Below are 17202 nucleotides of genomic sequence, written 5' to 3'. Positions count from 1 at the left end.
GCGCGGGGTTCTAGCGAGCGGCCCGCCGCCCGGGCACGGAGACCGTCTTGACCCGTACCTCGCCGCGCAACGTGGCGAGCACCTTGTTGACCAGGATCAGCGTCACGAACATGCAGGCGGTCGCGCCGAGCGTCGCGAAGAACGCGAACACCCACGCCTCGCCCTGACCGGACCGTCCCTGGGACCCGAAGTCGATCGCTTCGGCGACCAGGAACCCCCACGCGACGATGGTCGCGGTGATCCCGGCGGCAAGTTTCAGCAGCCGTCGCCGGTCCGGCGGCAGCTGTTCCTCCTCGACCGGATCGCCCGAGTGCTTGCCCACGCGGGACATTGTGGCCGAAAGGCCCAATCCGACCGGGGAGCACCGCCGGAGCGGGTCCCCGCGAAGTGTCGGTGGTCGCTGGAAGAGTGGTCGACACGCCGGTGATCAGACTCCTCTCAACGCCCTGACCTGCACGTTTGCGCATCGCGATCAGGCCGCCAGAACTTTTCACCCCCCGGTGTTGCATAGGTCACGGCCCGGGCGTAAGTTTACCCCTACATCTAGTACTTACACGGATGTAGTTATCCACATCTAGTTCCACAGGATGACCCGGTTACCCACAGCAAAGTGGGGTTTTACCCGAGGAATCCACAGCCGGATCCACATGTTTTACATCTCGACAGGCTCGATGACCGAGCCGGCCACCAAGCGGAGAGGAGACCCGTCGTGCACTGCCCGTTCTGCCGCAGTACCGACACCCGGGTCCTCGACTCGCGGGTGGCCGAGGACGGGTCGGCGATCCGGCGCCGTCGTACCTGCCCGTCCTGCGAGAAGCGCTTCACCACGGTCGAGCAGATGCAGCTCACCGTCCTGAAGCGCAGCGGCACCAGCGAGCCGTTCGCCCGCGACAAGGCCATCGCCGGGGCCCGGAAGGCGCTCAAGGGTCGCCCGGTCTCCGAGGACGACCTGGCCCGGCTGGGCCAGACCGTCGAGGACACCCTGCGCGCCGGCGGCTGGGCGGAGGTGCCGGCCCACGAGATCGGGCTGGCGATCCTCAACCCGCTGCGCGAGCTCGACGAGGTGGCCTACCTCCGCTTCGCCAGCGTCTACCGCGGATTCGAGTCGGCCGACGACTTCGAGACCGAGATCGCGATGCTCCGCGCCGAGCGCGCGACCCCGCCGGACGTCGAGCTCATCGAGCCGACGCCGGAACCTCAGCCCACGGGCTGACCCAGATCTGCCCGGTGCACCGTGGGGAAGCGGTGCGCCGGGCGGCCAACTCAGGCACCACCAGCACCACCAGCACCACGTACATCCAGGGATCAAGCCAGTGATCGACACAAAGGGGAACGACGCATGACCGAGACGGTGAGCGGGTCCAGCAAGACCCAGGCACGGCGGGCCAAGGGGCTGAAGATCGAGCGAGTCTTCAGCTCCGAGGGCGTGCACCCGTACGACGAGCTCAACTGGGAGCGTCGTGACGTCGTCCAGACCAACTGGAAGACCGGCGAGACCGTCTTCGAGCAGCGCGGCGTCGAGTACCCCGACTTCTGGAGCGTCAACGCCTCCACGATCGTGACCACGAAGTACTTCCGTGGCGCGCTCGGCACCGACGTCCGCGAGTGGAGCCTGCGTCAGCTCATCGACCGGATCGTCCTGACCTACACGAAGGCCGGTCAGGAGAACGGCTACTTCGCGACCGTGAAGGACGCGGAGATGTTCGAGCACGAGCTGACCTGGCTGCTGGTGCACCAGTACTTCTCGTTCAACTCCCCGGTCTGGTTCAACGTCGGCACCGCCTCTCCCCAGCAGGTGTCCGCGTGCTTCATCCTCGCCGTCGACGACTCGATGGACTCGATCCTGAACTGGTACAAGGAAGAGGGCTTCATCTTCAAGGGCGGCTCCGGTGCCGGCCTGAACCTGTCGCGGATCCGTTCCTCCAAGGAGCTGCTGAGCTCCGGTGGCACGGCGTCGGGCCCGGTCTCCTTCATGCGCGGTGCGGACGCGTCCGCGGGCACCATCAAGTCCGGTGGCGCGACGCGTCGTGCGGCCAAGATGGTCGTCCTCGACGTCGACCACCCGGACATCGAAGAGTTCGTGATGACCAAGGCCAAGGAGGAGGACAAGATCCGGGCCCTGCGTGACGCCGGGTTCGACATGGACCTCGGCGGCGCCGACATCACCTCCGTGCAGTACCAGAACGCCAACAACTCGGTCCGCGTCAACGACGAGTTCATGCGCGCGGTCGAGGACGGCACCGAGTTCGGCCTGCGCTCGCGCAGCACCGGCGAGGTCATCGAGACCGTCGACGCGCGGGAGCTGTTCACCAAGATCAGCCAGGCCGCCTGGGCCTGCGCCGACCCGGGCCTGCAGTACGACGACACGATCAACGACTGGCACACCAACCCGGAGACGGGCCGGATCACCGCGTCGAACCCGTGCTCGGAGTACATGTCGCTGGACAACTCCTCGTGCAACCTGGCGTCGCTGAACCTGCTGAAGTTCCTCAAGGACGACGACACCTTCGACGCGCCGCTGTTCGCGAAGGCCGTCGAGCTGATCATCACCGCGATGGACATCTCGATCTGCTTCGCCGACTTCCCGACCGAGCCGATCGGCAAGACCACCCGGGACTACCGCCAGCTCGGCATCGGGTACGCCAACCTCGGCGCCCTGCTGATGGCGATGGGCCTCGGGTACGACTCCGAGGGTGGCCGCGCAATGGCCGGCACCATCACCTCGCTGATGACCGGTGTCTCGTACAAGCGCTCCGCCGAGCTGGCCGGCGTCGTCGGCCCGTACGCCGGCTACGCCCGCAACGCGGAGGCCCACAAGCGGGTCATGCGCAAGCACCAGGCCGCGAACGACATCGTCCGGACGCTGGGCGTCTCGGACAGCCAGGTCCACAAGCTGGCCACCAAGGCCTGGGCGGACGTGCTGAAGATCGGTGAGAAGAACGGCTTCCGCAACGCGCAGGCGAGCGTGCTCGCGCCGACCGGCACCATCGGCTTCATGATGGACTGCGACACCACCGGCATCGAGCCGGACTTCTCGCTGGTCAAGTTCAAGAAGCTCGTCGGCGGCGGCTCGATGCAGATCGTGAACCAGACGATCCCGCGGGCGCTGCGCAAGCTGGGTTACCAGGAGGAGCAGGTCGAGGCGATCGTCGACTTCATCGCCGAAAACGGTCACGTCATCGACGCGCCGGGCCTGAAGCTCGAGCACTACGAGATCTTCGACACCGCGATGGGCGCCCGGGCGCTGAAGCCGATGGGCCACGTCCGGATGATGGCGGCCTGCCAGCCGTTCCTGTCCGGCGCGATCTCCAAGACGGTCAACCTGCCGGAGAGCGCCACGGTCGAGGAGATCGAGGACATCTACCTGCAGTCGTGGAAGCTGGGCCTCAAGGCGACGGCCGTCTACCGCGACAACTGCAAGGTCGGTCAGCCGCTGTCCGACGGCAAGTCGGACTCGGCGAAGGCCGACCAGGCGCTCCAGGACGGCTCGGCCCCGGCCGAGGCCGTGCAGGTCGTCGAGATCCACAAGCCGTTCCGCAAGCGCCTCCCGAAGAGCCGCGTCTCCCGGACGACGAGCTTCACGGTCGGCGGTGCCGAGGGCTACATGACCTCCGGCGCCCACGACGACGGCGAGCTCGGCGAGGTCTTCCTCAAGCTCGGCAAGCAGGGCTCGACCCTGGCCGGCGTGATGGACGCCTTCTCGATCGCCGTGTCGATCGGCCTGCAGTACGGCGTCCCGCTGGAGACCTACGTCTCCAAGTTCACCAACCTGCGGTTCGAGCCCTCCGGCATGACGGATGACCCGGACGTCCGGATGGCCCAGTCCCTGATGGACTACGTCTTCCGCCGCCTGGCCCTGGACTACCTGTCCTTCGACGAGCGCTCCGAGCTCGGCATCTTCTCCGCCGACGAGCGTCAGCGTCACCTGGAGACGGGGTCGTACGAGCCGATCGAGGAGACCGGCTCCGCCGAGGAGCTGATCTCGCACGAGGTCGAGGTCGTCGAGACCAGCGAGCTGCCGACCCTGGCCGCCCAGGTCAAGGCCGACCCGGTGATCAACCTCGAGCGCCCCGCGCCGGCCGAGGCGCACACGAGTGCTGAGCTGCTGGAGAAGATCACGGGTACCGCCGTGGACAGCCCGCTCTGCATGACGTGCGGGACGAAGATGCGGCCTGCTGGTAGCTGCTACGTGTGCGAGGGGTGTGGCTCGACCTCGGGCTGCAGCTGACGATAACCATCGGTTTCGTATCCCCTGACCGCGCAGTAACAAGAGGACAGTCGAAGTAAGAGCAGGACAGAAGTAACCACGGTGTGGTGTCCCCTCACCCCTCTCGGTGAGGGGACACCACACCCGGGGCGGGTCGAAGCAAGAACGGTCGACCAGTCCACCCGAGACGGAGCAAGACGATGAACAACGAGAACTGCACGCACCAGCCGACCCGGGCCACGGCCTACCCGGCACACGAGTGCACTTCGGAGTCGCATCGACACTCGAGCCCGAACTCGAACAACAGGCCCGCGCACCCGACCAGGGGTACGCGGGCCCCTTCGCTTCTCAGCCCTTGCGGAGCTTTCGGCAGCCCGCGACTCGAACGGCATCAGGCCCACCGCCACGCATGGGAACTGTCGGAGCCTGTTCGTACCTTGATGACCCTCCCGTCGACCGACCTCAAGGAGCAGTGATGGCTTCGACCTACTCCTCGGCTGGTCCGACGCCCGAGCCCTTCGACGGCGAGGTCTTCCAGATTCTCGCTCTCGACGGTGGCGGCGCGAAGGCCCTCTTCACCGCCCACGTGCTCGCTCGCATCGAGGAAGACCTCGGCGTGACGATCACCGACCACTTCGACCTCATCGCAGGCACCTCCGCCGGCGGCATTGTCGCCCTGGGGCTCGGAGCCGGCCTCAGGCCCGCAGAGATCGCCGAGCAGTACCTCCAACTCGTCAACCAGGTCTTCCCACGCCGCAGGCAGTTCGTCCTACGACCGAGCCGCATCTCGAACCCCGCCTACTCCTCCTCCTCGCTCCGGACGGCACTCGAGTCCGTCCTGGGCGACCGGGTGCTCGCCGAATCCTCGAAGCGGCTCCTCATCCCGTCCTGGGACCTCCGCAGCGGCGAAGTTCACCTCTTCAAGACACCCCACAGCCCGCGGCTGACCCGGGACGGCCGTATCCCCATGGTCGACGTCGCCTTGGCGACCTCGGCCGCCCCGACCTACTTCGCAGCGGCGAACGTCGACGGCTGCCAGCTCGTCGACGGGGGAGTCTTCGCGAACAACCCATCAGTCCTCGCCATCGCCGAAGCCGCCAGCATGCTCGGAGTTCCTCAGGACAAGATCCGCGTGCTGAACATCGGCACGATGACGCCTTTCGTCAACCACAACGACAAGCTCAACACCGCAGGCATCGCCCGATGGGGCCTGAAGGCTGTACCTCTGGTGCTCAGCGCGGGCAGCGCAAGCACCGTCGGCCTCGCACACCACCTCATCGGCTTCGACAACTTCGTCCGCCTCGACGCGAACGTCCCATCAAAGCTATTCGCCCTGGACCGCATCGACCCGAACAAGGTCGCATCCTTCGCCAGCAGCGTCAGCCGCAACCTCACCCCTGAGGTCCGCGAGAAGTTCACCGCCCACCACGCTCCCGCGTACGAACCTGCCAACCGGGCGGCCGTACCCCCGAACCCCAACCAGTAGGAGGTGGTCTCGCAATGGAGCAGACCAGCCACTTCAACGACTTCCTCAAGGACGTCGTCAACCTTCCCCAGTCCAAGCTCGACCACCTCGACGCCCGCGTCGAACGCATCTTCACTGCGCTCAAGGCGGCCGACCTCGGCACCCGAGTCCTCGGCATGAAGAAGCAGGGTTCCTGGGCGCAGCGCACCATCATCAACCCCGCCGAAGACGCGGAGTTCGACGCCGACTTCATGCTCGAGCTCGAGGAGCACGACGGCTGGAGCCCCGCGGACTACCAGGCCCCCGTCCTGGCCGCGCTGGAGGCCTACGTCGAGGCCCAGTCCATCAACACTCCCGCCGAAGCGAAGAACCGGTGTGTTCGAGTCACCTACGCCAACGACATGCACGTCGACGTCGTCCCCTACGTCAACCGCGACCCCGAGGGCCAGTGCATCCTCAACACCGACACCAACGGCTGGGAGGAGACCGACCCCGACGGCTTCACCCAGTGGGTCAAGGACAAGAACGCGATCGCCAAGGGCAACATGAAGCTCGTCCTGCGGCTGCTGAAGTACGTCCGCGACCACCGCGGCTACTACAGCGAAACCAAGTCAGTCATCCTGACCACCATCGTCGGCAACCTGATCACCGACGAGACGGCACGCATCCACCCGGGCTGCTACGACAACGTCTCCCGCGCCCTGCACCGGATCGCCACCGACCTCGCCGACTGGGTGCGCTACCAGTCGATCCGCCCTGAGGTCGACGACCCCTCACCCAACTCGTCGACCTCCTTCACCCGTCGGTGGCTCCAGTCCGAGTACGACGACTTCCGCCGCGACATCCAGACCGTGGCGGACCTGGTCGACGCCGCCATCAACACCAACACGTCGTGGTCCGACAGCACCGAGAAGTGGCGCGAGCTGTTCGGCGACTCCTTTGGGCCGAGCGACGCCGGGTCCAACAGCAGCAAGTTCCCGGCCACCGGCGCCGGGGCAGGAGCAGCTGGAACCGAGCTCACGTCCACCCGCAGCGGTCGGGCCGGGTAACCGCCACGATGACCCGGCGTCGCCTCTCACCCACGCCATGGCAGGCCAAATGCCTCGAACAGCTCAAGGCATCCGCCGCCCAGTCCGGCGGCATCCTCCGCGTCGTGGGCCAACCGCATCAGGACGCCGACACCGGCTCCCTGCAGGTCCGCTTCTGGCTCGACACCAGCGAGATCCCCGTCATCCCAGGAGGCCTGCCGCTCGGTGAAGCTGAAGAGTTCACCCTCGCCGTAGAGGAAACCGACGAACGCCCCCCGGCGGTCTTCGTCGATCACATCCGGTTCCTCGGCCACGCCCATGTCCTTTCCGGCCTGGTCTTCTGCCTCTACCTCGACGAGAGCCGCGAGTGGGAGCCCGGCCACTGCCTCGACGGCCCCGAAGGCGTCCTCAACCGGCTGTGGCGATTCCTCACGAAAGCAGCTAACCGCGAGTTCGACGGCAAGGAAGCGCTCTTTCACGCCGTCGGGGGAGTTCCCCACCTGACCCGCGACGCCAACCAGCTCGCTCCCATCGTCGTCCGCGACCTCCCACAACCTCGCGGAAGTATCGCCAGCGCCTGGCTGGTCGCCCGGTCGCCGTGGTGCTTCGAGCTGCGAGCAGACCGCCCAACGGATAGACGTGGCGAGCTAGAGGGGGAGGACGCCGAACCCGCATACGAACACGTACCCGTGTTCTTCCCTGACCACGACCTACCCTTCGGCGCCGGTACCGCCTACCTGCCCGAGCTCACCCAACGCATCGGGCTTGGCTACCCGGCCCTGCCGTGGAGGTTTCACCAGCCGCCCGTGGCCGGGCTACGCGACCTGGGCGAAATCGCTACCGAGTCCAACCCTCGGTGCAGGAAACCGCGGTGCCCGTTCCCTCGGCCTCAGCCGCTGGCGCAACGCCGGTTCCGACTCGGCCACGACCCTTCGATCGCGATGCTCGCCGTGCTCGCCGCCAGCGCGGCCCGAAAGCCTCCGGGCACCTCACAACTGCTGATGATCGCTGTGCCGCACCCCCACGGTGGCCCGCGGCACCTCATCGCCGTGTACTTCGACGCGCCGCTCTGCGATCGCCTGCGAACTGTCGCGGAAGAGCGACGCTCCGCCGTCGTCGAGTTCGACCAGGCCCGGCTGGACCGTACAACGCCGCTGCGTTGGTGCTACGTATCAGACGAACGGCCGGAGGTGACCACCCGACGCGACATCGGCCGCCCAGTCTCGGAGTACGAAGGCAAGAACATTTTCGTCTGGGGAGTCGGCGGGCTCGGCTCATGGGCGGCAGAGTTCGTCACCCGGGCAGGCGCACGCGAAGTCACCGTCTGCGACCACGGTCGCGTCACCGGGGGTCTCCTGGTTCGCCAGAACTACACCGACGCCGACATCGGTGCCGCCAAAGCAGACCGCCTCGTCGAACGCCTTCGAGCGATCGCACCAGAGGCCAACATCCAGCGAGCACACATACCGACCGACGACGAGCTTGAACGGCTCGCCACCGAAGTTGACGCCATCATCGACGCGACCGTCAACCCCGCCGTCGCCCGTCGTCTGGACGCCGTCGCAACCCGGGCTGACCGCAGGTGCGTCGTGGCTCAGATTTCGACCGACGTACGGACCGGGAGCCTGGGGTTGGCGGTCGTAGCAGGGCGAACTGGCTCAACTCCGGTCACCGCGATCGACCGGCAAACGGGTGTAGACGTCGAGGCTGCGCCCGCGCTTGAGGCGTATCGCGTCTTCTGGGACGAACCAGGGCCAGGCGACGAGTTCGTGCCGACCCGGGGCTGTTCCCTCCCCACCTTCCACGGCTCGGCCGCCGATCTAGCGTCTGTCGCGGGCAGCCTTATCTCCCTGGTAGCGAGCCACCTCCGAGATGGAGCAAGCGGAACGCACCTGATCTCCCTGCCTCACGCAGGCGTAACGCCCTCCCATCACTACCGCGCCGCGTGAACAGGCGGCCACGGACGACCCGGGACGCGTGCGGGGCGCGCACGCGGCAGGGCGCGACACTAACCCAACCCATTGGAACGATAAGCACATGTCAGTGACCGACCCCGTCTGCGGGTGCACCAGGACCATGACGCTGCCCGACGGGACGACCAGCGTCATCACCCACACCTTCCCCAAGGCATTGGAGCACCACTACCCGCTTCCTCCGCTGGAGGCGACCGGCATCCCGGTTTACCGCGGAGACTTCGACCTCAACGCGTTCCGGTGGCGAGGTGTGATCAGCATCGACCTTGAACCCCGTCCGACCCTCGTCGCCCATGGCGTGAGGGAGATGAACTTCGGGAAGGAGAAGGGCGGCACCGTCGGCGTCCGTGAGCCAGCCAAGTGGGTCGACCAGGAGCAGCTCACCATCACGGCGAAGTCCGTCCCGCCACCAGCGAAGACAACCCGCGCACCGCAACGACCCAAGGCGCCTGCGGTCGTCGGGACCCTTGCCGACAACCTGGCGCGTATCGACGTCGGCGATCCCGACCACCTGGACTACATCACGTTCTTCGTCATCAACGGCTGGTTTGGCCGCGACGGATTCAACACCTGTCACGACGGCCAGGAGCGGCAGGGTCGTATCGACATCGTCCTCGACGGCTGGCAGCTGCGAGTCGAGCCTCGCGGAGACATCGCGCCTGACCAACTGCGCAAGGACATGCAGGCCACAGGCAAGAACACAGTCACCCACGTCGGCCGGATCCGACGCGACGACGGCACGACCTTCAGGGCCGTCGAGGCTCTCGATCTCCTCAAGATCGTCGAGACTATGGGCGGCTTCGCGCTCGGGCGGGTGATCTCAACGGCGCTCCCCGTCGGCTACCGCGCCGGCAAGGCAACCTGGACTCGGTGGCAGTGCGACCGGGCCGTCGACAGGCCGATCGGCGCCACGCCCTTCTTGGATCCGGCAGTCAGTGCCGCGCAGATGGCCGAACTGTTCAGGGCTGGGCTTGCAACGAGCAAAGACACGCTGCGGTGGGAGGTCTTCGAGAACGCCCTTGGCTACCACTACGCGGCCGAGCACGACGCCACGGTCAACATCAAGGTGCTGCTGCCGGTCTCGGCGCTGCAGCTGATTTCCTACGCGCACCTCGTCGAAGAACTACCGTCGGGTCACCCCGACCACAAGACCGCAAGCCAGTGGAACGACAACTACAACTTCAGTACGACCGAGCAGTTGAGGACGGTTCTCAGGGTTGCGGGGATAGACATGTCCGCTCCGCCGCACCTGGTCAACTTGGCCAAGGTGCAGTCCGACATCACCGAACCCAAGAAGCTGCCGACCCCGGATGCTCTGGACTGTGTCGTGCGCCTGCGCAACAAGGTCGCCCACCCCAAGCAGAAGCAAGCCAATCGGTGGAGTACTGAAGAGTGGGCTGAGACAGGGTTCGCTGCCACCACCATGTTCAACCTTGCGATGCTGTGGTGGCTCAACTACGACGAGCGGTACCTGGGTAAGACATTCGAGTACCGAGGATCAGGCGACTCCCAGTTCGTTCCGTGGCACTAGCCCCCAGCACCTTGTTGACGGCGCAGCTGCACTGCGGCAGGTACGGACGCGTCCGCTCGCGGCTAAACCTAGTGTGTAAGTGTGACAAGGGGCCGTCTCCGGTGGAGGCGGCCCCTTGGGCGTCTTCCTCAGTAGTGGGCCATCACAGCGACTGATACCGCCATAGGCCGGAGGCAGCGGCGCAGAGAGGTGGCGGTGAATCTCAGTGATCAAGTCCTTCGACGTGCGCCAACTCACTTGACCCTCACCATTCCAAACACGGCATCGCGGGCCAGGCCCGAAAGGAACGCGCTCATTACGGCACAAGGCTGTACGTGTCGGAAGGAGATGCGACGCTCCTCCCATGAAGATGCTTCCTATCTACGCTTCGCTCGGGGTCTTCGCCGCCGCGGTCATTCAAATGATGGTGGCCCTCTCTCAACTGCGCGATGACGAGCAGGATGTGATCGAACACTGGGGCGCCAGAGATCAGCTACGAACTGAAGTGAGCTGGTGGCGGAACCCGATTCAGAGGTGGAGGCGGAGTCGCGACATCAAACAGATGATCGACGCGGGCGAAGAGCCAGCCTTCCTGCGGCGGTTCTGGAGAGTCCGGGCTTCAGTGCTTTCTTGGATGATCCTCGTGGTTGCGTCCGGGTATGGGGCGCTCGCCACACTCTTCGACTAGGAGTCAACATCCAGCCTGAACGTCGGACGCGGAGGCGGCGATGTATCCGACGTGCGACGGAATTCAGTCCTGGCCGGAACTTTAGACGCGGACGCTCCGCGACGGGACGTCAAGAGTCTGCTTGGCTGAGACCATGAGCACGTCGGACGGTAGAGGTAGTCGTATGACTTTCCTCGACGGTCCGCGTATGCACGACATCGCTACGCGGTTCAGCCGGCTTGAGCTCGCCCTGGCCTTCCTGGCTGCGGCTTTCCTTGGCGGCATACTCAATGCGCTTCAGGAGATTCTGTTGCCCGGCAAGGCATCAGACGAGGTGAAGTGGCTGGCTGCTCTCCTTCTGCTGGGACTCGTCGCTATCTGCATCGCTTGGGGTCTGGCCCGCACTAGATCGCTCGATGTCGGTGCCTGCCTGATCATCCGACCGGGCGAACTAGACAACCGTCAGGAAGTTTCTGCCGCGCTAAAGCGGTCGTCGAGATCATGGGTTCCTCTGGAGGTCGTCGACAACCTCAACTCGTGGTCCGAAGGCCCTCCGAAGGCGGTCCTCGAGCTGACGCAGAGCGTTGTAGCTCCTCTAAGCAACCCTGTTGGCGTTCCCCGTGTCTTGATTGCGCTAAGCAGTAGTGACGCGATCGGCTTCGCCCTTGGAAACATCCTGCGGCCGACACTTTTCGGGGCAGAGGTTCAGATAATGACACTTCCAACCAGGTCCCAAGTCTGGCGTCCAGTGCGCTACCACGTCGGGCAAGATTTCCACCGTCGTTTCTTTGAGGGTCGCGACCTAAGTGGGATTGGCTGCGGTTGCCCGAATCCACGCGGAGTTGGGGTTATCGATCGACTCCGCAGTCCTGACCACAACCCTGAAGTTGTGCTCGCGGGTCTACTTGCGCAGCAGATCGTGTGTTGCACCCGCGCCATACATCTGATTGCGTCTGCTCGGCCATCAAGCGCGCCGGTGTCGGAGGACGAGACCTTTGCAGCTGCCAGATTCGTCCGCGCGCGGGCTCGTTGGCTTGCGCGGGACCGAACCGACAACGAGATCAATGTGACGCTAACGGTTGGTCCTGAAGCCAGCATGGTCTTGGGGCTGGTGCTGTCCGGCTTTTCCGGGTGGCGTGTGTGGGAGTTTGACCGCGATCAGTCGAAGTGGAGAGCCAGGTGGACAAGTGACCATGCCTGACCGGCAAGGATGGGTCGCGATTGCTGACGGGGACGAGGTCGGCGCGCTGCTCGACACCTTTGCGACGGTCAACGACCTGGACGGCCTGGTCCGGACGTCCAGACAAATCGATTCAGATCGCGAGCACCTGTCGAGATGGTTCATTGATCTAGGTGCCACGGTCGCGCTCACCGTCGCCGACACAGTGATCGCATCAGGCGGAGGCGAGCCTCCTGGTGCTGCACAGTACCCATCGTTTGATCCCACCTGGTCTGTTGGCGTTGGCGTCGACATTGCCGGCGCGCGCGCCGCGCTTGCAGTTGCCAAGGCGCTCGGCCGGAACCGCGTGATCGACGGCCGTAGGTGGCAGGTGGATTGAGCTGAACGGCAGGCCGATGTCATTGACGGTCGCCCAGACGGCAGTCTGCCGCTGGGGCGCGGCAGGCAATAACGGCTTCAAATGCGGACATAGCGCGATCAGTCGACCGATCTCGCTAACTGCAAGCACCTCAACGTCTCGAGCCGGATGACGAAGCGCGCATCACCGTACTAATCGGGTCGAGGGGTCTCCGGGCGCCCGGGACGCCGGTCGGCGTGCTCTCGGGCCCAGTTCTCGACGTCGGTCTTGAGCCAGATGCGTCCTGCATGGAGTTCCGCGACAGGTTCCGGGAAGTCTTCGCGCTGGGCCAGTCGGTGGACCTGCTGCGGTGAGACGTCGAGGATCGCAGCTACCTCGGCAGTGCCGGCCAATGCGATCCGCATGCGCGAAAGCTACGCAAGGCGGGCGCACATCACGACAAATAGGTTATGATCATCACCTATTAGCGAGAGTGAAAGGAGTCTGGAGTTGGACGGTGACGCGGCGGGCAGCTGTCCAGAGTGGTGCGTCCTCGCGCGAGGCGAGGACCAGGTCCCACACCGCCACCTTGGTGCGCTTGTTCAGTTGGCGAGTCCTGAGGTCGGCACGGATGAGTACACGGCTCGACTTGTCTCAGGTGAAGATGGAACTGGATGCGAGGTCTTGCTCGAGTGGTGGACGCGCCAACGCGGACTGCGTCTTGATCTCGGTGAGCTCGACCTGATCCTGGATGCGTTCGACGACGGTGGTCGAAGAGTTATGCAGGATCTTGCTGGCCTTGTTCTGGTCGGCTCTTCGAGTTCGCTCTATGAACCGAGGGCGAGGTTGCAGACCTCCGCTGGTCTTGCTGGCTAGGGCCAGATCAGGGGAACCCGAACCTGTTGCGATGCTGCTTCAGGTGCGCGACGTCGATCGAGTGTCCGGTATTCGTCGTCAACGTGCCGAGAGCGGCGCCTGTGTGAGACCGAACCGTCAGATCGTCCTCGATGTAGATCGCGCCCTGGTCGAACAGCACGTGATCGTTGGGGCACAGGCACAGCAGATTGTCGGCCGTGTCGGGTCCATTGTGCGGCGCTCCAAGGGCGCGGACGTGGGCGCCTTCGGAGTACGCGCCGCCCGCCAACGTGAGGCGGATACCGCAGATCTGGCATGTGTTCTTGTGGATCTTCTTGACCCAGTCACTGACCGCGGTGCTGCGCACCACACGCACGACAACGCCAGACGTTCGACTTGGCGCGGAGACTCCGGGAGGTGGAGTCTCCGCTGTCGGATCAACACCAGGGGCGAAGGTTGTGGCTGTCTGGGTGTCGATCTGGTCGAGACGGAATCGCCAGATCAGAAACCCGTCCTTACCTGGTTCAGACCAGTGGTCCGTGACTTGGAAGAGGCCGTCGTAGCGCAGTCCCGTCGTCGGCGAATCTGGATGGTCGCCCTTGGCCCCGCGTAGGACGCGGATCGGGTAGCCGTTTTCTTGGCTGACCACCAATGCGGCGTTGGACATGTAGGTCAGACTTTGGTCTGCAATCTGCCTCTTGGTCCCGGGGTCGTTGCCGCCGGCGCCTGTGTAGATCACGTAGTGACCGTGATCTTCGTCGTCGACATACCCGCCATTGATCACAATCGAGACGGCGCCGACCTCTGTGTTCCCTGCAATGCCCTGGACGGTGACTTGGTGGACCTTCTTGTCCGCGGCGTCACGGCGATTGAGGTAGGTCGTGCCTACTGGCTGACCCGGTATCTCGCCTCGGACGTACTCGGCCACTGCTGTGACACCCCTTCGGTGTTCACCTTCCCCACTTGACGTGCTCCCTCACGTAGCTTGGCTGAGCTGTTGAGATCGCGTGGGGGAACGCCGAAGTTCGGCAGCGACCCCGCGAGCGACGTGCGAGGTGAGACGCTGGCTTCGCGCGAATCGAAGACTGGAAGGCACGTGAGCAACCTGAGGATCGACCTGCACACCCACTCGGACCGCAGCGACGGCACCGACGACCCGGGCACCCTCATGGCGAAGGCAGCACAAGCCGGGCTGGACGTGGTTGCGCTGACCGACCACGACACCACCGCGGGCTGGGCGGATGCTCAGATCGCCGCTGACCACCATGGCATCCGACTGATCCGCGGCATCGAGCTCGCCACCAAGGACCGGGGGCGGGGGCAGCATCTGCTGGGGTACGGGTTCGATCCTGCGCACCCGGCCCTGGTTGCGATGCTGCAGCGCGGGACGGATTCTCGCGACGGCCGGATCCCGACGCTGCTCTCCAAACTCCGCGGCCTCGGCATCGACCTCGACGAGCAAGCCATCCGTACCGAGGCCGGGGCCGGCTCGATCGGGCGGCCGCACGTGGCCGCGATCATGGTGCGGGACGGGCACGTTCCCGATCAGCAGACCGCCTTCGAGGAGTTCCTGGCCCCGCACGGTCGGGCCTACGTCGAGCGGTACGCGCCGACCCTCGAAGAGGCGATCGGCGTACTGAACGCCGCCGGGGGAGTCGCCGTACTGGCGCATGCTCGGGGGCAGCGGGGGCGTGCGGTCTCCGACGAGCGGTTCGACCAGCTTGCTGCCCTCGGTCTCGCTGGCATCGAGGTCGACCACCAGGAGCACGACGCCCGGACCCGGGCCGACCTGCGGGCACTGGCCCAGGAGCTCGAGCTGGTGGCGACCGGGTCCAGCGACTACCACGGCAGCCGCAAGGCGAACCACGATCTCGGCTGCAACCTCACCGATCCAGACGAGTTCCAGCGGCTGCTCGGCAACCTCTGACCGGTCCGTCCCGCGTGTTGGGCCGGATATCAGTGGTCCCGCCTCCGCGACTCGGCAGACTGTCCAGGTGGACACCCAACTCGGCGGCAAGCAGCGCCTCCCCATGGAGCGGCTGGTGCGGCTCGTCGCCGTTCTGCACCAGGCCGGACGCCACGGGGTCGCCGCCACCAACCTGGCAGAGATCGCCGGGTTCGACGGTGAGGACACCATCAGCCAGCTCGGCCGCGAGTTCCGTCACCTGCGCGCCCTCGGCTGGCAGATCGACAACGTCGGCGGCGAGGGCAACCACGGCATCTACCGGATGGTGACCGTCGACAACCGGATCGCCGTCAAGCTCACCCCCGAGCAACAGGCTGCCCTGCTCCGAGCCGTTCTCCTGGTCAACCGGGACGACCTCGTGGAACGCCTCGGCTTGCCGGCCTCCGAACGCCCCGCCGACGTGATCACCGCCGTCCCCGGTGACGGCGACCAGGCGATGTCGACGGTGTCCGAGGCGCTTCGGCTCGGCTGCATCCTCCGCTTCCGGTACGCCGGCTCGCTGCGGACCGTGCACCCGGAGTCCGCCCGCACCCAGAACGGCACCTGGTACCTGCGCGGCCACGAGGACGGCTCCGACGTCGTCAAGTCCTTCGTGATCTCCCGGATGAGTGAGGTCGCCGCCGATGCGACCACGCCCGCGGTCCGCCTGGAGACCTCCCGGCACCCCGGGCTGAACCCGATGAGCTGGGAGATCGACCCACCGGTCGAGGTCACCTTGCGTGCGCCTGCCGAGTTCGCCCCCGACGTACGGCGTTGGCTCGGTGCGCCTGCGTCCGAGCGCGAGGCCGGCAACGACATCGAGCTGACCTACGTCGTCACCCACCGGGCTGCGCTGCGCTCCCGGATCTACGAGCTCGGGCCGCGCGTCCAGGTGCTCGGACCCGACGAGATCCGAACCGAGCTGCTCGACGAGCTCGCGTTCATGGCGGGGGAGTGACGATGCCTCCGAAGTACGCGCAACGCTTCGCCCGGTTGCCCGAGGTCTTCACGATCCTCGCCGCCCACCCGAACGGGCTCCCGCTGGCCACTCTCGCCGCACGCGTCGGCGCGCCGCCGGCGGAGCTCCGCGCCGACCTGCTCGCCTTCTTCACCGCCGACCTCAACGGGTTCCTCGGTCTCACCCGACCGCCGACCCTCGACTTCCTCGGCCCGGACGGCAGCGACGTCGACCCCAACGACGCCGAAGTAGTCCGGCTCAGCGACGACCGGCAGCGCGACGAGCTCGGGGTCGAGTACGTCGACGCCCGCGAGCTGGGCCTGATCTACAACGCTGCACTCGCCCTTCAGGAGATCGACCCCGACGACCCGCACCTGCAGGGGGCGCTGGACGTTCTGGCCGAGACCATGGTCGGGCAGCCGATCGAGTCCGAGACAGCCAGCGGCACCGGGCTCGAGCTGCTGCAGGACGCTGCGCGCGATCACCGGCGAGTCCGGATCGTGTACTCCCGGGCCTGGAGCGAAGGCGTCATCGACCGGGTCATCGACCCGTACCGGCTGGTGCAGACCCGCCGCGGGTGGGAGATCGACGCCGGGCCGCCGGACGCGGACGGGCAGCTGCGCACGTACCTGCTCTCCAACCTCCGCTCGTACGACGTCCTGGACGAGAGCTTCGAACCGCCCGCGGACCTGGAGGCGCGGTTGGTGGAGCAGCGGAGCACGCGGACCGTCCGGGTGCGAGTGCCGCACGCGGCGCGCTGGGCTGCGGACATGTACGCCGAGCAGGTCACCGTCGTCGGCGACGACGAGGAGGACGTGACGCTGGATCTGGAGCTGCTGGCTCCGGTGGAGCGCCGAGTCGGCCTGTTGCTGCTGGCGGCTGGGGCTGATGCTCGGGTGGTTGATCCTCCGGGGATGATCTCGGCGCTGGCCGACGTCGCCCAGCAGCTGCTTGCCCACCATCGGGGGCAGGGCGGGGCTGTTCGGGCGTGACCTGGTCCTCAAGGCCTCCACGCCTTCGTCGCCCCTCTGTCGGGGGCTCGCCGTAGCCTCTGTTCCCGCAACCACCTGGAGGACC

General features: G+C 66.1%; 15 protein-coding genes. 12 read left to right on the top strand and 3 right to left on the bottom strand.

The window, feature by feature from the left end:
• Positions 1 to 10: 10 nt before the first annotated feature.
• Complete coding sequence (locus EFK50_RS05475) at positions 11 to 322, bottom strand: hypothetical protein (RefSeq protein WP_123226509.1); 312 nt, start codon at positions 320 to 322, stop codon at positions 11 to 13.
• Positions 323 to 709: 387 nt separating this feature from the next.
• Here EFK50_RS05475 and nrdR point away from each other — a divergent pair, with 387 nt between their 5' ends.
• The 9 genes from nrdR (at position 710) to EFK50_RS05435 (ending at position 12409) form a co-directional block, all read left to right on the top strand.
• Positions 710 to 1213 carry a transcriptional regulator NrdR gene (nrdR, locus tag EFK50_RS05470; RefSeq protein ID WP_123226508.1) on the top strand — a complete coding sequence of 168 codons (504 nt, stop codon included), beginning with the start codon at positions 710 to 712 and terminating at the stop codon, positions 1211 to 1213.
• Positions 1214 to 1339: 126 nt separating this feature from the next.
• Entirely contained in the window at positions 1340 to 4228 is a 2889-nt protein-coding gene (locus tag EFK50_RS05465; protein ID WP_123226507.1) for a vitamin B12-dependent ribonucleotide reductase, read from the top strand.
• A 388-nt stretch (positions 4229 to 4616) separates the two neighbouring features.
• On the top strand, positions 4617 to 5693 hold the full coding sequence (locus tag EFK50_RS05460; RefSeq protein WP_123226506.1) for a CBASS cGAMP-activated phospholipase: 1077 nt from the start codon (positions 4617 to 4619) through the stop codon (positions 5691 to 5693).
• Between the two features lie 14 nt (positions 5694 to 5707).
• Positions 5708 to 6721 carry an SMODS domain-containing nucleotidyltransferase gene (locus EFK50_RS05455; protein WP_123226505.1) on the top strand — a complete coding sequence of 338 codons (1014 nt, stop codon included), beginning with the start codon at positions 5708 to 5710 and terminating at the stop codon, positions 6719 to 6721.
• 8 nt (positions 6722 to 6729) lie between these two features.
• A complete protein-coding gene (locus tag EFK50_RS05450; protein WP_123226504.1) occupies positions 6730 to 8649 on the top strand; it encodes a ThiF family adenylyltransferase in 1920 nt (639 codons plus the stop codon).
• Between the two features lie 127 nt (positions 8650 to 8776).
• Positions 8777 to 10204 carry a YopA family protein gene (locus EFK50_RS05445; protein WP_148046065.1) on the top strand — a complete coding sequence of 476 codons (1428 nt, stop codon included), beginning with the start codon at positions 8777 to 8779 and terminating at the stop codon, positions 10202 to 10204.
• A gap of 343 nt (positions 10205 to 10547) precedes the next feature.
• Complete coding sequence (locus EFK50_RS05440) at positions 10548 to 10871, top strand: hypothetical protein (RefSeq protein ID WP_123226502.1); 324 nt, start codon at positions 10548 to 10550, stop codon at positions 10869 to 10871.
• Between the two features lie 163 nt (positions 10872 to 11034).
• Positions 11035 to 12051 carry a hypothetical protein gene (locus EFK50_RS21800; RefSeq protein ID WP_148046064.1) on the top strand — a complete coding sequence of 339 codons (1017 nt, stop codon included), beginning with the start codon at positions 11035 to 11037 and terminating at the stop codon, positions 12049 to 12051.
• A complete protein-coding gene (locus tag EFK50_RS05435; RefSeq protein ID WP_246004054.1) occupies positions 12044 to 12409 on the top strand; it encodes a hypothetical protein in 366 nt (121 codons plus the stop codon). Before EFK50_RS21800 ends, EFK50_RS05435 begins: the two co-directional genes overlap by 8 nt.
• A 170-nt stretch (positions 12410 to 12579) precedes the next feature.
• On the opposite strand, the gene EFK50_RS05430 is transcribed toward EFK50_RS05435, so the two are convergent.
• Both EFK50_RS05430 and EFK50_RS05425 read right to left on the bottom strand, forming a co-directional pair.
• Positions 12580 to 12792: a helix-turn-helix transcriptional regulator gene (locus EFK50_RS05430; RefSeq protein ID WP_123226500.1), complete on the bottom strand. Its 213-nt coding sequence runs from the start codon at positions 12790 to 12792 to the stop codon at positions 12580 to 12582.
• 458 nt (positions 12793 to 13250) lie between these two features.
• Complete coding sequence (locus EFK50_RS05425; RefSeq protein ID WP_123226499.1) at positions 13251 to 14150, bottom strand: YDG/SRA domain-containing protein; 900 nt, start codon at positions 14148 to 14150, stop codon at positions 13251 to 13253.
• Positions 14151 to 14318: 168 nt separating this feature from the next.
• Between EFK50_RS05425 and EFK50_RS05420 the strand changes: the two genes are divergently transcribed.
• From EFK50_RS05420 to EFK50_RS05410, 3 genes are all read left to right on the top strand, one after another.
• On the top strand, positions 14319 to 15149 hold the full coding sequence (locus EFK50_RS05420; RefSeq protein WP_246004039.1) for a PHP domain-containing protein: 831 nt from the start codon (positions 14319 to 14321) through the stop codon (positions 15147 to 15149).
• Between the two features lie 67 nt (positions 15150 to 15216).
• Positions 15217 to 16125, top strand: coding sequence for a helix-turn-helix transcriptional regulator (locus EFK50_RS05415; RefSeq protein WP_148046063.1), 909 nt, complete (start codon positions 15217 to 15219; stop codon positions 16123 to 16125).
• Between the two features lie 2 nt (positions 16126 to 16127).
• Positions 16128 to 17117, top strand: a complete 990-nt coding sequence (locus EFK50_RS05410) for a WYL domain-containing protein (protein WP_123226497.1) — start codon at positions 16128 to 16130, stop codon at positions 17115 to 17117.
• The last annotated feature ends 85 nt before the right edge of the window (positions 17118 to 17202 follow it).

Source organism: Nocardioides marmoriginsengisoli (assembly GCF_003725695.1).
Taxonomy (GTDB): Bacteria; Actinomycetota; Actinomycetes; order Propionibacteriales; family Nocardioidaceae; genus Marmoricola; species Marmoricola marmoriginsengisoli.
The sequence above is the reverse complement of the archived record's forward strand: the minus strand, read 5'-3'. Positions and strand labels throughout refer to the sequence as shown.